Source organism: Herbaspirillum sp. GCM10030257 (assembly GCF_042666555.1).
Taxonomy (GTDB): domain Bacteria; phylum Pseudomonadota; class Gammaproteobacteria; order Burkholderiales; family Burkholderiaceae_D; genus Noviherbaspirillum.
In genome coordinates this window covers 256,748-270,572 of the sequence record NZ_JBHTDH010000005.1, presented here as the reverse complement: position 1 = coordinate 270,572, position 13,825 = coordinate 256,748, and the positions used below count along the sequence as shown (strand labels likewise).

14 protein-coding genes are annotated in these 13,825 nt (G+C 56.9%); 6 read left to right on the top strand and 8 right to left on the bottom strand.

Annotated elements, in window-relative coordinates; genetic code table 11:
• Positions 1 to 3: 3 nt before the first annotated feature.
• The 5 genes from ACFQUU_RS10155 to ACFQUU_RS10135 form a co-directional block, all read right to left on the bottom strand.
• Complete coding sequence (locus tag ACFQUU_RS10155) at positions 4 to 579, bottom strand: CHRD domain-containing protein (protein ID WP_382246406.1); 576 nt, start codon at positions 577 to 579, stop codon at positions 4 to 6.
• A gap of 173 nt (positions 580 to 752) precedes the next feature.
• Positions 753 to 1,148: a carboxymuconolactone decarboxylase family protein gene (locus ACFQUU_RS10150; RefSeq protein ID WP_382246403.1), complete on the bottom strand. Its 396-nt coding sequence runs from the start codon at positions 1,146 to 1,148 to the stop codon at positions 753 to 755.
• Positions 1,149 to 1,188: 40 nt separating this feature from the next.
• On the bottom strand, positions 1,189 to 2,490 hold the full coding sequence (locus ACFQUU_RS10145; RefSeq protein WP_382246400.1) for a family 1 glycosylhydrolase: 1,302 nt from the start codon (positions 2,488 to 2,490) through the stop codon (positions 1,189 to 1,191).
• 72 nt (positions 2,491 to 2,562) lie between these two features.
• Positions 2,563 to 3,783 (bottom strand): MFS transporter, encoded by a 1,221-nt coding sequence (locus ACFQUU_RS10140; protein ID WP_382246397.1) that lies wholly within the window; start codon positions 3,781 to 3,783, stop codon positions 2,563 to 2,565.
• Positions 3,784 to 3,877: 94 nt separating this feature from the next.
• Positions 3,878 to 4,765: a LysR family transcriptional regulator ArgP gene (locus ACFQUU_RS10135; protein ID WP_382246394.1), complete on the bottom strand. Its 888-nt coding sequence runs from the start codon at positions 4,763 to 4,765 to the stop codon at positions 3,878 to 3,880.
• Between the two features lie 108 nt (positions 4,766 to 4,873).
• Here ACFQUU_RS10135 and ACFQUU_RS10130 point away from each other — a divergent pair, with 108 nt between their 5' ends.
• Positions 4,874 to 5,482 carry a LysE/ArgO family amino acid transporter gene (locus ACFQUU_RS10130; protein WP_382246391.1) on the top strand — a complete coding sequence of 203 codons (609 nt, stop codon included), beginning with the start codon at positions 4,874 to 4,876 and terminating at the stop codon, positions 5,480 to 5,482.
• An 18-nt stretch (positions 5,483 to 5,500) separates the two neighbouring features.
• On the opposite strand, the gene ACFQUU_RS10125 is transcribed toward ACFQUU_RS10130, so the two are convergent.
• Together ACFQUU_RS10125 and nhaR are read right to left on the bottom strand one after the other, a co-directional pair.
• The gene (locus ACFQUU_RS10125; RefSeq protein ID WP_382246388.1) at positions 5,501 to 6,391 is read right to left on the bottom strand and encodes an MBL fold metallo-hydrolase; all 891 of its coding nucleotides are present in this window, start codon (positions 6,389 to 6,391) and stop codon (positions 5,501 to 5,503) included.
• Positions 6,392 to 6,545: 154 nt separating this feature from the next.
• Positions 6,546 to 7,469, bottom strand: coding sequence for a transcriptional activator NhaR (nhaR, locus tag ACFQUU_RS10120; protein WP_382246385.1), 924 nt, complete (start codon positions 7,467 to 7,469; stop codon positions 6,546 to 6,548).
• Positions 7,470 to 7,694: 225 nt separating this feature from the next.
• Between nhaR and ACFQUU_RS10115 the strand changes: the two genes are divergently transcribed.
• From ACFQUU_RS10115 to ACFQUU_RS10095, 5 genes are all read left to right on the top strand, one after another.
• Positions 7,695 to 8,384: a Bax inhibitor-1/YccA family protein gene (locus tag ACFQUU_RS10115; RefSeq protein WP_382246383.1), complete on the top strand. Its 690-nt coding sequence runs from the start codon at positions 7,695 to 7,697 to the stop codon at positions 8,382 to 8,384.
• Between the two features lie 110 nt (positions 8,385 to 8,494).
• The gene (locus tag ACFQUU_RS10110) at positions 8,495 to 9,262 is read left to right on the top strand and encodes a TerC family protein (protein ID WP_382246381.1); all 768 of its coding nucleotides are present in this window, start codon (positions 8,495 to 8,497) and stop codon (positions 9,260 to 9,262) included.
• A 257-nt stretch (positions 9,263 to 9,519) separates the two neighbouring features.
• The gene (locus ACFQUU_RS10105; RefSeq protein WP_382246379.1) at positions 9,520 to 10,428 is read left to right on the top strand and encodes a helix-turn-helix domain-containing protein; all 909 of its coding nucleotides are present in this window, start codon (positions 9,520 to 9,522) and stop codon (positions 10,426 to 10,428) included.
• Between the two features lie 142 nt (positions 10,429 to 10,570).
• Complete coding sequence (locus tag ACFQUU_RS10100) at positions 10,571 to 11,806, top strand: metal-dependent hydrolase (protein WP_382246377.1); 1,236 nt, start codon at positions 10,571 to 10,573, stop codon at positions 11,804 to 11,806.
• A gap of 166 nt (positions 11,807 to 11,972) precedes the next feature.
• A complete protein-coding gene (locus tag ACFQUU_RS10095) occupies positions 11,973 to 13,130 on the top strand; it encodes a hypothetical protein (protein WP_382246375.1) in 1,158 nt (385 codons plus the stop codon).
• Positions 13,131 to 13,153: 23 nt separating this feature from the next.
• Here the strand turns inward: ACFQUU_RS10095 and pdeM are convergent, their stop codons facing one another.
• Positions 13,154 to 13,819, bottom strand: a complete 666-nt coding sequence (gene pdeM, locus ACFQUU_RS10090; RefSeq protein WP_382246371.1) for a ligase-associated DNA damage response endonuclease PdeM — start codon at positions 13,817 to 13,819, stop codon at positions 13,154 to 13,156.
• Between the last annotated feature and the right edge of the window lie 6 nt (positions 13,820 to 13,825).

Here is a 13,825-nt window from a genome sequence, read left to right as displayed (position 1 = left end):
CCGTCAGAAGCCGACCGTCAGGCCCACACCCGTAAAGTGCCCGTCAAACGAATCCTCGATGTCTCGCAATTGCTGTAACTGCTCCTGGGCCAGCGGCGAAACCTGCCGCGCCTGTTGCACGCGGAATATCTGGTCGGACGAAGGGAACACGTTAATCAGCTGACCACGGATTTCGCCAGTCGGGAAAGCGGCGCTATGCACATCCATATAGAAATTGCCGGATCGTAGTGCATGCCACTGCGCGTCATCCAAGACTGCGCTTGCCGTCCACAGCGTAGTTCCAGTCGTTCGTGCAAGGGCAAACTGCGCGGTGCCCACCGCTCCGAAGGGTGCTAAGTGAATATGCACTTCGGTTTCCGCGATGCCGGTCGTAACCACAGTGGCAATCATGATGCGGGTATCAAGATTCACAGTAACAATGCCGGTGCCGAAGGCACTGCTGGCAATCGGCGGTATGACTTCGCGGCCCGTCAGTACGGTATTGAATGCGGCCAGCGGCGTATCATTGTGGCCGCCACAGGAAGCGAGCAGCAGGCAAGTCCATACCATGTAAAAAATACGCAGGCAGAACGTCTTCATGTCGGTCTCCTTGCCTCGCCAGCAGGATTCCTTCCCTGCAAAGGCAGGCACTTTCGTTATACATCACCATGGGTGTTGCATAACGCTATGCAGGGAACGTGCCTGATATTTATCCGCGATTGAAGTATCCCGGCGCAAGGTGCTGGATCGCCCGCTAAATTAACCGCGCCGCGTTATTCGGGTTTGGTGGCTTTCGCCGCCCGCCAGTCGGCGACAACCTCCTGCGCGGTACGGAATGCATCGACTGCCAATGGCGCGCCGCAATAGACTGCGGCATGCAACAGCACTTCCCGCAATTCCTCCGGCGTCGCGCCGTTGTTCAGGGCACCGCGCAGATGCCCCTTCAGTTCATGCGCACGCCCTAACGCGGTAAGCATGGAGACCGTGATCAGGCTGCGGGTCTTCATGTCGAGGCCATCGCGGCACCAGACCGTTCCCCAGGCATTGCGCGTGATGAACTCCTGCAAGGGCAGGGTGAATTCATCCGCATTGGCGAAAGCATTCTCGACGAAGTCTTCACCCATTACCTGCCTGCGCTTTTGCAAGCCATTATCGAACTGCTGATCCATGCCGGTCTCCAGGATGTGGTTAAACCGGAAATTATAGGCACTACTCCGTGTTGTGGGGCGCCGATGTTTCGTGGCGTGTCTGATAGGCTTGCTGCCGCTGCCGGATCGCCCATTCCTGGTCTGCTTCGCTCGGCATCACTACCGGTACCTGCAGGCAGACGCTTTGGGTTGGCAGCACCTGGCGCCAGTCATGGATCAGCTTGGCATACGCGACGCCGACCGGCCGGATATTGCGATCGAGGTCGTAAAGACCCAGTGCGTTGATGTTGCCATTGTCTTCGCGCAGTGCACTGTCCCAGTCAACCTGATCGGTCAGCGAATACCAGGTAAAGCCGACGATGGGAACCCCGTCGTTGCGGACCCGCAGTACATTCGCCCACTGCTTGCGCAGCCAGAACACCGCTTCATCACCTTTTGGCCCTTGCACGAGGTTGGTCTCGGTATGCATCACGGGAAGCCGGTAACGATCGTAGTACTGATTCGTAATGACGGAATAACCGAAAATCTCTCCGGAGGCTTCCATTCTGCCGTCTTCATGCACCAGATGTTCATTGGTCATGTAATAGTCGTTGCCCATGATGCAATGGTGCTTCAGGTTATTGGACATGAAGAAGCGATACTCGTCACGGGTCAAGCCGTTGTCCAGCAGATATTCATACATCTCCGATTCGACACGACGACCGTAGTTGAGGTCGAGCGATAGAAAACGGCGTGCGTTGGCCAGTTCGGCAGGCCGGATCGCACGGGGGTTTTCTGCATGGAAGTATTCGGAAGATTCGCTCTGGACAAACAGCGCATCAGGGCGCACCTGCAGGATCGCACGCATCGCCAGCACATTCGCCTTGACCAGATGCTTGAGCGCGGTGACGAAACAGCGGTCGCTCTTCGTCTGTTCATTCCACCAGCCATACAGCGCGGAAAAGACCGCGCAGATAAACATCTCATTGACTGGCGTGTACAACTGCACCCAGGGGAAACGTTCTGCGAAGGCACGCGCGTACGACGCGAACAAAGGCGGAAAATCCGGATTCTGAAAATTGCCGAGCCAGTCCGGCACGCCGAAATGGCAGAGATCGACAATGGGAATCAGATCCCTTGCGCGCAACGCTTCAAAGGTTTCGTCAGCGAACGACCAGTCATAACGTTGTGGTCCGAGCAGCGAGGTATGCAACGGTGGACCATAACGCAAGAAATGGACACCGAGTTCCTGCACCAGATCGAAATCGGTAAGCCAATGCTGGTAATGCCCGCATTTTTCCATCTCATCCATGCGGATACGGCCACCCTGAATGGTCGGCGCGCTGTTTTCAATTCCGGTGGCAAAAATAAAGCCAGGCGACATGGCAGCATCCTTTCATGATGCCTCGTAGACTCCATGTCGGCGGTGAAGTTTCGTCAGGTAAAAAACGAGCCCTTAATCGACGGTTGACATCGCTGACGCAGTCGCTTTCGATTTCACGGCAGCAAGAAAGCACACCAGTGACAGCAGCGAGATGACCAGCAGAATGCCGATCAGCCAGGATGGTGAAGCGTTATATTCGACAAATGCCGCGGCGGCGAGCGGGCCGGCCGCTTTGGATACCAGCGAAGGCCCCGCGAGAGCGCCTGAAATCGCGCCGTAGTTTTCGCGGCCGAACAGGGCTTGGGGAACGATGCCGCGCACGATCGTCAGGATGCCGTTGCTCATCCCGTAGAGAATACAAAAGACCGCAACCGCCACCTGGTGCTCGCCCAGCAGCCACAATGCAACGAGCGCGGTCGGAAGGATGGAAAACGTCAGTATCCCGACAGCCTGAGGCCGCACCCGATCAGCAAACAGCATTTCACCGATGCGCCCCGCCACCTGCATCGGGCCAATAAGTGTCGATACCAGAACCGCTGTGGCGACTGAGTGGCCGAAGCGCTGCAACAACGGGATCAGGTGCACCGATAGTGCAGAAAAAATAAACAGGTTGGTCGAAAAGGCGAACGCGAGTTTCCAGAACGCGGATTCACGAAGCGCTTCCCGCAGCGTGAAATTGCGCGACCCGCCCGCATGTCCCCCGGTATGCGCCGCGCCTGGCTGGCGCAAACTGGCCGCACCGAGAAAGGCATGCATGGGCGCACAGAGGGCGATATGCACAGCGCTGTAGATCAACAGGGTATCGCGCCAGCCAAACGAGGTGTTGAGCTTGAGAGTGAGCGGCCAGAAAACAGTGCTGGCGAGTCCGCCGAACAGGGTGAGCACCGAGATGCCCTTGCGCGATGCCAGGGTGAATTCGCGATTGATCGTGGCAAAAGCGGCTTCATACAAGGTCATCGCCATCGCTAACCCGATGAGTGTCCAGGCGCCCAGATACAGTGCCGCGGAATGGGCCATGGCGACACCGGCCATGCCCAGTCCCGCGCACAGGGAGCCGACCGTCATCACGACGCGCCCGCCGATGCGGTCAATCAGCACGCCGGCCGGCGTAGCGGCCAGGCCGGCCACCAGCAAGCTCCATGAAAAAGCGCCAAACACCAGTTCGGTGCGCCAGCCAAGTTCACGCTGAATATCGAGCGCAACGATGGCAAACGCATAGTACAGCGAACCCCACGACACGATTTGCGTGAAGGCGAGCAGGCGGACGATTTTCCAGGGTTCGCGAGCAGACATAGGGTAACGGGGTGGTGGCGCGATATGGGTCTAGGATGTGACTCTAATGGCAGTGTACCCGGGATAGGTCTTGAAAGTACTTGCCCTCAATGGCTCAGCCGAGGATCTGCCGTGCCGCCTGAATCAGGGAACGGGACAGACGCTCCATACGGGGTGACTGCACTTTCCACGTATGCCAGTAGAGCACGACGTCGGTCGTGCGATGCGGCGCGATATCGACGAGTGCGCCTTGACGGTACAACTCATGCATCTGCAGTTCCGGCAACATACCCCAGCCAAGCCCGAGCACGATTGCTTGCATATAGGCTTCCGACGCGGGCACGTAATGCCGCGGGCAGGCATCGTCGGCGACGCCATAATGCTTTAGCAGGAAGTCGGCCTGCAGCCTGTCCTTGCGATTGAAAACCACGACAGGCGCCTGCTTCACCGCTGTACGCGTCATGCCTTTGGCGAACCAGTTCTCTCGAAATGCGGGCGAGGCCATGCAGCGATAGCGCATCTTGCCCAAGGCTTCCGCATGGCAGCCGCGCATTGCCTTCTCCTCGGTTGAAATGCAGCCGAGCGCCAGTCCGGCTTCCAGCAGAGTGTAGGTATGATCCTGATCGTCAACGCTCAGGTCGAGCAGGATCTGTTCTCGGATCAGGAAAGGCGCCAGTGCCGGCAACAGCCAGCTCGCCAGCGTGTCTGCATTGACGGCAATGGTCACCGTTACGGGTGCAGTCTGCGCACCGGCAAACTCGGCCTGCAAGTCCGCTTCCAGCGACTGCACGCGCCGCAGGTACTGCAACAAGCGCTGACCAGCAGGTGTGGCCCGACAGGGCCGACTGCGAACCACGAGCGGCGTACCCAGGGCGGTTTCGAGTGCACGCACGCGTTGCGACACGGCGGAAGGCGTCAGATAAAGCTGTGTCGCAGCCTGCTCGAAGCTTCCGCTTTCGATCACTGCGACAACAGCTTCCGACTGACGTGGGTCGAGTTTCATGCGGGCGGGTCAAATGAAGAAAAATTAATGATGCCCTAATTATATTTAGTTTTGTTTATGCAGGGCCGATAACCGTAGACAATGCGCTTAATCAAAAAGGAGAAGTGCATGTTCCCGTATTACCTGAAAGGCCTTGGGCTCGGCGCCGGCCTGATCGTAGCAATTGGCTCGCAGAATGCGCATGTGTTGCGCATGGGCTTGCAGCGCCAGCATGTCCTGCTCACTGTGCTGGTGTGTATTATTTGTGAAACCTTGCTCATCGCTGCTGGTGTGGCCGGCATCGGTTCCGCTATCGAGCAGCGACCCATGCTCTTAAACATTGCCCGCTGGGGCGGCGCCCTGTTTCTGGCATGGTATGGCTTGCGCGCATGGCGCTCCGCATTTCAACCAAGCAGCCTGCAAGCGGCGCCGTCGGTCAATATGCCTTTACGCCGCGCTTTGCTGACGGTACTGGCGGTAACGCTGCTCAATCCTCATGTCTATCTTGACACCGTGCTGCTGCTCGGTGCAGTTGGTGCTCAACAGGGGCCACAGGCAAAATGGTGGTTTGCCGGCGGTGCGATGACGGCGGCGTTTGTCTGGTTCAGTCTGCTGGGCTTCGGCGCGCGACTACTTTCCGCCTGGTTCGTGCAACCGTCAGCTTGGCGCTGGCTGGACGGTGTGATCGGCGTAGTGATGCTGATGCTGGCAGCGTCGCTCGTCACGCAGGCTTTATAGACCACGCATGAAAACCTGTCAGCGTTTTGCGGGCTTGAAAGCATAGGTGTCACCGTGCTTCAGGTAGGTGACCTTGCCCTGCAATCCGGCTGCATTTACTTCCTTCTCGAAATCGCTGAGCGGCGACTTGAATACCGTGTAATCGTTATAGTGAATCGGGATCGCGTGATGCGGGGCGACGATCTGCATCAGCTTGACGCCATCCTTGCCATCCATGGTGACCTTCATGACCCCAAGGATGCGCGTGCCGCCAAGATGCAGCAATGCAAGATCGATGTCCGGATAGCGACGCGGTATTTCCTCCAGTTCATCGTGGATCAGCGTATCGCCGCTGATATACATCCGATAAGCATTGTCTTTACCGCCTGCTGACCACTCGAGCATGGATCCCATTACAGATGGAAGCAGAGCCGTGACCGGACCGGGACCGTGGCGGCCGGGCATGGCGGTGATGCGTAGGGTAGTGGCACCTTTCTTTACGGTCAGCGTATCCCAGGTATCAAGCGCGTAACGCGACTGGAAGCCCATGTCCGCCAGCAGCTTGGCTGCGCCTGGAGTGGAGACGACAGGAATCTTTCTATCCAGTTTTTCCTGCACCAGCTGATCGAAGTGATCTCCATGCATGTGCGACAGCAATACAAAGTCAATCGGTGGGAGCTTCTCGAAAGGAATGGCAGGCTCGGTCAGGCGCTCCGATTTGAGCCCGTAGCCGAGATGCACATGGTCGCCTTTGTGCAGGAAGTTTGGATCGGTCAGGATCGTCATTCCCGCATAGCGAATGATGACGGTTGCGGTCCCAACGAACTGGACGCTGCCAGAATCCGCCTGTGCATTTGCGCTGCCGGCCGGTAGTTCCAGCGTCTGCTGATTCTGTGCAAGGGCGGTGCCGGCAAACAGCAGGACAAACATGCTTGTCAGCAAAAAATGGAAGGCTGAGGCAAATGAAAGCGAGGACTTGTATGGAATGGGCACGCGCGCTCCGCGATGGATTTGAACTGGATATAGACGGGACAATGGCCAGCCGTGATTGATCCGGAGCGTGACGTAAAAGATTTGAAGCGGCTCAAAGAGGCGGTGCCGCCAGGACAAACAAACCACCGTGTACTGCCGTCAGGATGGCTTCCACTGCCGGATGCTTGATCTTGCGTTCATTGGAAATGGCGTAAAACTGTTCACGCAACTGCGTCAGTTCACCTACCGGTATTGCGCCAAGTTCTTCACGCACATCTTCCGCCAGCGCGGAAGGTGCAGGAAACAAGCCATGTCCATGACGCGCAAAAGTATTGAGCAAAGCATTGTCATCAAACTCGGCAACCACGTCAGGACGCACCTCATGGCTTTCAAACCAGTGGTCGAAGCGTCCCCGGATTGCATGGTTGCGCGTAGGCAGCAACAGCGGTGCGCCGTGCAGACTTCTAGGGAAATTTTCGCGGTAAAGTTTGGCCATCTCGGGCAAACCGAACAGCATGAGTTCGCTTTCGCCAAGTAAATGGCTGAACACGCGCAGAGTCGTGCCGGAAGGTACGGGCCGGTCAGTCAGGATCACGTCCAGCTTATGGACCGACAAATCACCAAGCAGTGATTCAAAGTCGTCTTCATGGCATACCAGCTTGACCTTTTGCGGCAATTTCAGCGCCGCTTCCAGCAAGCGCGAAGCAATAAGCTTGGGCAATGAATCGGACAGTCCAACCGTCAGGCGCATGGTTTTGCCAATATCCGTCTCGGTCAACACTTCCTGCATCTGCTCGCCCAGCAGAAAAATCTGGTCGGCGTAGCCGACCGCGACACGCCCCGCTTCAGTCAACACCAACCGGCGTCCCTGTGGCGCCAGCAGAGCCTTGCCCAGTGACTGTTCAAGCAAGGCGAGTTGTGCACTGATTGTCTGGACTGCAACATCCAGCCGCTCCGCCGCTCTTGTCACACTGCCTTCCTTAGCGACCACCCAGAAGTAGTACAAATGTCGAAAATTGAGTCCGGTCGTTTTCATATCTTGTTTTTACGAAGTAATGTTCCGATTATCTTCGCTTTTCCACTAAACGCAAGCATTTTAAGATTCGGCCTATATCTGAAAGGAGCGTCCGATGCATCAATACACGTGACAAGATGCTGTTAAGTGGCTGTTTCGAAGTGGCCATACCGGCCGGCTTCCGTCATTGAATCCAACTCTCACTTTTCACTGTTCACTGTTCAAGCATCCCGAAAGGACAAGATTATGAATGACCGTTACAACTCGCTACGCAGTTCACCATTCGGCGCGCGATCCAGCACTACCGTCATCGATGCGAGTGCGCATAAAGTCTTGCGTAACACCTACATGTTACTGGCGCTGACGCTGGGTTTCAGCGCCATGACGGCGGGTGCCTCAGCAGCCTTGCAACTGCCACATCCTGGGCTGCTGCTGACCATAGTCGGTTATTTCGGCCTGCTTTTCCTGGTCAACAAATACCGTGATCGCGGACTCGGCGTCGCCCTGGTCTTTGCACTGACCGGGTTTATGGGGTACACGCTGGGCCCGATACTAAACCATTACCTGAACATGCCTAATGGCACGCAAACGGTGATGCTGGCCATGGCTGGTACCGCTGCGACCTTTGTCGGTCTGTCGGCATATGCACTGGTGACCAAGCGTGACCTGTCGTTTATGGGCGGTTTTCTGACGATCGGAATTCTGGTAGCCTTCCTGGCCGGCATCGCTGCGATTTTCCTGCAGATCCCAGCCTTGTCGCTGACCGTATCGGCCGTGTTCGTGCTGCTGATGTCCGGCATGATTCTGTACGAGACCAACAACATCGTTCGTGGCGGCGAAACGAACTACGTGATGGCAACACTCAGCCTGTTCGTGTCGATCTTCAATTTGTTCACCAGCCTGCTGCACTTGCTGGGCTTCAGCACCAGCGAATAAAAGGAACGACACCTTCTGCCCGTGGATCGAATAAGGGCGCCGTTGTACGAGGCGCCCTCTTTTTTTGCACAAAACAATGACAACCTATATAAAACTGCAAGGACACTAGCATGATTGAGTTACTTTCCGATCCACAGGTATGGATAGCCTTCTTCACCCTGACCGCGCTCGAATTGGTGCTGGGTATCGATAACATCATTTTCATTTCCATTCTGGTCGACAAACTACCCAAGGAAAAGCAGGAATTTACACGCCGCCTCGGCCTGTTCCTGGCGATGTTCATGCGTATCGGTTTGCTGCTGACGCTGTCATGGATCGTTGGCATGACAAAGCCTTTATTCACGATACTGGGGCAAGGCTTTTCGGGACGTGACCTGGTATTGCTGCTGGGTGGACTCTTTCTGCTTTACAAGAGCGTGGGAGAAATTCATGAATCCTTTGAAGGCGCGGAGCATGGCGTCAGCACACCGGTAAAGAGCACCTTCTATGGCATCGTGCTGCAGATCATGGTGATCGACCTGGTGTTTTCACTGGACTCCATTATTACCGCAGTCGGCATGGTGGACGAGATCGCCGTGATGGTCGCCGCGGTGATTGCATCGGTCGGCATGATGATGTTCTTCGCCGGTCCGATCGGACGTTTTGTGTCCGCACACCCGACGATCAAGATGCTGGCTCTGTCCTTCCTGGTCGTGGTCGCAGTTGTACTGATCGCAGAAGGCTTCGGTCACCATGTTCCAAAGGGTTATATCTACAGTGCAATGGCGTTCTCGGTTGTGGTTGAAATGCTTAACATCCGCCTGCACAGGCGCTCCACCAAAGACGAATTGGAGGCAACCAGCTATGCTCCGGACGCAGCCACAGACAAACGTCACTGAACCAGTGAAGCGCTGAGTTACTGACAGAACCTCCCTGCAGCGGACACTGCAGCTTGACCGGCAGAAAGGCAATCGCCTTCTGCCGGTTTTTTTATTTCGAGCTCGACAATATTCCATTGATTACCCCTGAGGTAATCGATCCGCCTGACTTGTAGCGTGATACTACGGTTTTCATACCAATAGTACGAGTCGCTGCAGACGCGCTACACTGCTGCGTGCCGTTCCCATCTGCAAGCTTGTTTTTTACAGGGGCAAGAATGACTTCAGCATACGCACCGCAGAGAGTTGTGCCACAACGTACCGGCCATGCTCCGGCAACCCACGAGCAGCGCTATTTCAGCGACTTTGCCTCGGCGTTGCGGTACTGGCGCGAAAAGCGCGGCTTCACCCAGTTGCGGCTGTCCACGGAAAGCGGCATTTCGCAACGACATATCAGTTTCCTCGAAAGCGGCCGCTCGCAGCCCAGCAAGGAAATGGTCCTCAAGCTCGGCATCGTGCTCGACGTTCCGCTGCGCCAGCGCAATGTGATGTTGCTCGCTGCCGGCTTCGCACCAGCCTACCAGGAACGCAACCTGTCCGACCCGGAACTCCATTCTGTCAAGCAGGCTCTTGATTTCATGCTGCAGCAGCAGGCGCCCTATCCCGCGCTGGTGGTTGACCGGCTATGGAACCTGGTCATGCCGAATGGTCCGGCTGCCACCATGATCAGATGGCTGCTCGGCATGCCTGAACAGCAGCCGATTCCACGAGACGGGCAAATCAATGTTGCGCGCCTGATGCTTGACCCCGCAGGCTTGCGCCCGTACATCCCGAACTGGAAAGAAGTGTGTGGCGACATGCTGCATTGGATTCAGCGCGAAGCGATGAGCGATGGCCCAGGCAGCGAAGCGACCCGGCTGCTGGAAGAACTCACGGCGTTCGACGGGATTGCCATGGCCACGCGCACACCCAATCTCGATGCACGCGCACTACCCTTCCTGCCGGTGACGCTGAAAAAGGGGAATGTCTCGCTCAACCTGTTCACTACCATCGCCACGCTGGGTACGCCGCACGATGTCACCGTCCATGAATTGCGCATCGAATCCTTTTTCCCGGCCGATGCAGCTACAGCCGAATGGTTTAAGGCGGTAGCGGCTGCCAATGGACGCATCAGCGAAAACATGTAGCGACGTTGCCAGTTGACTTTTCCCTCGTGCCTGAGGCGCCTGTACGACAACAACGGTTCAGGATTAATGCGACCCAAGGCTCCAAGTACGACAGATTATTACCATAGCTGCAACGCCAGTCCGAAGCCGGTAACATCTGGCCATGGACAATCTCAGTCATTCCGTCGCCGGCCTCGCTGCCGGCGAACTTCTGCATCGCAGCCTCCCCGACGAAGCCGATACCAACCAGCAGCGTATGCGTCATCGCCTGCTGCTGGTTACCTGCTGGCTGGCCAGTAATTTCCCCGATCTTGACCTGGTACTGACGCCGCTGTTGCCTTCCCCCTTGGGTTATCTACTGCATCATCGCGGACATACGCATACGGTACTCTATGCACTTCCGCAAGCGCTATTGCTGGCACTGGTGCTGTGGCTGCTGTGGCCGGCGGCGCGCCGCCTGCTGCGCGATAGCGGCACCGCTCGCAGCGGCTTCGTGCTGAGCCTGATCATCGGCTTTGCGCTGCACCTGTCGATGGATTACCTCAACTCGTATGGCATTCATCCTTTTCATCCCTTCGATTCACGCTGGCTGTATGGCGACATGGTATTTATCCTGGAGCCGGTGTTCTGGATTGCATTGGGGATGCCGATGGTCATGCTGGCGCCCGGGCGCGCGTTCAAGGCAGTGCTTATCATACTGCTCGCCGGAGTGCCGGTATTCTTTACCTTGCGCGGCTTTCTGTCGTGGGGCTCGCTGACCGCGCTGCTGGCAGTCGCATTGGTCACTGGAGTCGGCCAGTCGCGATGCGGCCCGCATGGACGGCGTGCGCTGATATTGTCTTTCGCAATTGCGCTTGGTTTTGTCGGAGTGCAGTCGGCAGCATCACACCATGCTAAGGCGCTCGTTGCGAGCTATCTGACGCAACGCGATGCCGGTACGCGTGTGCTCGACGCATCGATGTCCGCCTTTCCCGCCAATCCCTTGTGCTGGTCGTTCGTTTCCGTGGAAAGCAATGAAGCGGCAGGAACCTATGGACTCAAGCGTGGCGTGCTCAGCATTGCATCGCAGATGACCCCGCCCTCCGCTTGTCCTGAAAACTTTGCCAATATCGCACAACAGAAATCCGTCACGCCGGCGATTGCCTTGTTCACAGAACACCAAGGCAGCCTGCAGATATTGCGTCGCTTGCAGAACGAGAATTGTCATTTCAATGCATGGATGCGCTTTGCCCGTGCACCGCTGGCCGATGCCGGAGGGTCTAGCGATTTGCGCTTCGCCAGTACACCGCGCGGAAATTTCACGACGCTCGATTTTGCGGCGTTCACAGATGCCGAATGCCCGGCATACGTTCCACGGTGGGGTTACCCGCGTGAAGACTTATTGCTGCCTTCACAGTAGTGAAACAAACATAAAACAGCTCTCCCACAGCAGACAAGGCTGTTTTGCCATCCTGCTTTCTTTCCCGATAACATATTTCCTGTTTGAACCTCTTTCCTGCTGGATAGTCTTACACGGCAATTCAGGTGCACATGCACCTCCTGTTTGCTCTTTATTGCTTGTGCTTATGACTATGCCACTGCGCGAACGCGCCCTGCTTCCCTTGATCGCCCTGCAAGGCGCAGTCGCCACCCTTGGCGGCTTTATTGGTTATTTCACCATGGCCGAACAGAATGTCCATGCGATGTTCCGCTTTACCGCCACCATGCTGACGACAGCCATGGCATCGACCCTGCTGGCGTATGTCCTCGGTCCACGCCTGCGGCTGAGTAGTGTGCGCCTGATGCGACTGGGTTTTCTGGTACCCGGAATCTTATTGCTGTGTGCGCCAACATCGCCGCTCGCGTTAGCCATGGCATTCGGTATTTATTTAGGGTCAACCTGGGGCGCACGGCACTGGCTGGAAATGTCCCTGTTCGCCAACAATGAACGTGACCGCTATGCCGCACGGGCCGGCACGGTATCGGTGGTGCTGAGCGTGCTGACCACGCTTGCGGTAACCGGCATGCTCGCTATGCTGACCGAGCGCAGCGACTATGTGTACCGCCTGTACGGCGTACTGTGCGTGATGGGCGCACTGCTGCTGGGACGACAACTTCCCCATGAGCCATTTGCACCATTGCGCGATCCGGTGGCGATTGTGCGTCAGCCGCAATTCATTGCCTGCCTTCCTCTGTTCTTCCTTGAGTCGGGCTTGTTTGGCATCAGTCAGGCAATGACATCGGCAGGCGCATCCGAGGCACTTGGGTCGGCAAGCCGCTTTGGCTGGGTTGCGACGCTGGCAGGCATGGCAGGTTGCATTGCCCTTTACCTGACACGCCGCAAACGCGGCGTCGACAACCGCGCCGCCTGGCTGGGCGGTTCCTGCCTGGTGGTGGGTTCCGCGTTTCTGATGCTCGGTGCCAGCGTCTGGATTCCGGCACTGTACATTGTCTATTCGGTACTGAAAGCGGCTGGCTCGCCCTTCCTGATCGCCAGCGAACAAGTCCTGAACCAGCGCACGCTGGATATTGAAGGCAGCCTGTCGGATCGCATCCTTGCGCGAGAAGTCACGCTCTGGGTGTTGCGCATGACGTCGCTCGGCCTGTTCTGGATGCTGGCCGGCTCGCTCACGCCGAAACAGGTTGTGGTTAGCGGTTCACTGATTCTGGCATGTGCGACGCTGCTGGAGTACGTGATCGGCCGTGCATGGTTTGTCGACGCCGACAATACACAAGCCGCGTAATTGCATAACTGCTTAGTGTTCCGTCATGCCCGCCACGGCACTTCAAACACGGCATCGTCAGTTGTGACAAACACGCGATCACCCTGCCCTGGCATGACCTGATAGCCACCGGTGAACGCGCCAAACGAAGGCAGTATCGCCGTCTCCGGACCGAACAGAAAACAAGGCAGCCTGACACTGTCACCGGCCGCGGCAAGCCGGAAGACCGGATGCACATGCCCTGCCAATACATAGCTGCCAGCTCGCGGCTCCGGATGGTGGCAGAGTGCGAACGGACCTAAGCAGTAAGGTTCGTCGACCAGTTCCATATTCAGTTGCGCCGGCGGATCGCCGGCATGGTGATCATGGTTACCGCGCACCAGGGTCATGCGCAGCCCCGGGTATTGATCGCGCCACGTGATCAGGCGTGACAGGCCACCTGAACGCTGTGCCGCCTTCGCGTGCAGGAAATCGCCGAGGAAGACGATATGTTGTACAGGGTGCGCCTGTAGCAAGGTGTCGATCGCTTCAAGATTTTGTGCCGTTGTCCCATGTGGTACTGGCACGCCTTTCGCACGGAATGCAGCTGCCTTGCCAAAATGAATATCCGCGATCATCAACAGATGTTGAGCCGGCCAAAACAAGGCACGTTGCGGCAGCAGGTGCAAGGTTTCACCCGCAATGGTGAGCGTGACTATGCTGTTTTTCATCTTGCA

Bases quoted from the DNA above. Each gene is read 5' to 3' on its own strand.
- ACFQUU_RS10155 (WP_382246406.1), bottom strand. From the start codon at position 579: ATGAAGACGTTCTGCCTGCGTATTTTTTACATGGTATGGACTTGCCTG.
- ACFQUU_RS10150 (WP_382246403.1), bottom strand. From the start codon at position 1,148: ATGGATCAGCAGTTCGATAATGGCTTGCAAAAGCGCAGGCAGGTAATG.
- ACFQUU_RS10145 (WP_382246400.1), bottom strand. From the start codon at position 2,490: ATGTCGCCTGGCTTTATTTTTGCCACCGGAATTGAAAACAGCGCGCCG.
- ACFQUU_RS10140 (WP_382246397.1), bottom strand. From the start codon at position 3,783: ATGTCTGCTCGCGAACCCTGGAAAATCGTCCGCCTGCTCGCCTTCACG.
- ACFQUU_RS10135 (WP_382246394.1), bottom strand. From the start codon at position 4,765: ATGAAACTCGACCCACGTCAGTCGGAAGCTGTTGTCGCAGTGATCGAA.
- ACFQUU_RS10130 (WP_382246391.1), top strand. From the start codon at position 4,874: ATGTTCCCGTATTACCTGAAAGGCCTTGGGCTCGGCGCCGGCCTGATC.
- ACFQUU_RS10125 (WP_382246388.1), bottom strand. From the start codon at position 6,391: ATGTTTGTCCTGCTGTTTGCCGGCACCGCCCTTGCACAGAATCAGCAG.
- nhaR (WP_382246385.1), bottom strand. From the start codon at position 7,469: ATGAAAACGACCGGACTCAATTTTCGACATTTGTACTACTTCTGGGTG.
- ACFQUU_RS10115 (WP_382246383.1), top strand. From the start codon at position 7,695: ATGAATGACCGTTACAACTCGCTACGCAGTTCACCATTCGGCGCGCGA.
- ACFQUU_RS10110 (WP_382246381.1), top strand. From the start codon at position 8,495: ATGATTGAGTTACTTTCCGATCCACAGGTATGGATAGCCTTCTTCACC.
- ACFQUU_RS10105 (WP_382246379.1), top strand. From the start codon at position 9,520: ATGACTTCAGCATACGCACCGCAGAGAGTTGTGCCACAACGTACCGGC.
- ACFQUU_RS10100 (WP_382246377.1), top strand. From the start codon at position 10,571: ATGGACAATCTCAGTCATTCCGTCGCCGGCCTCGCTGCCGGCGAACTT.
- ACFQUU_RS10095 (WP_382246375.1), top strand. From the start codon at position 11,973: ATGACTATGCCACTGCGCGAACGCGCCCTGCTTCCCTTGATCGCCCTG.
- pdeM (WP_382246371.1), bottom strand. From the start codon at position 13,819: ATGAAAAACAGCATAGTCACGCTCACCATTGCGGGTGAAACCTTGCAC.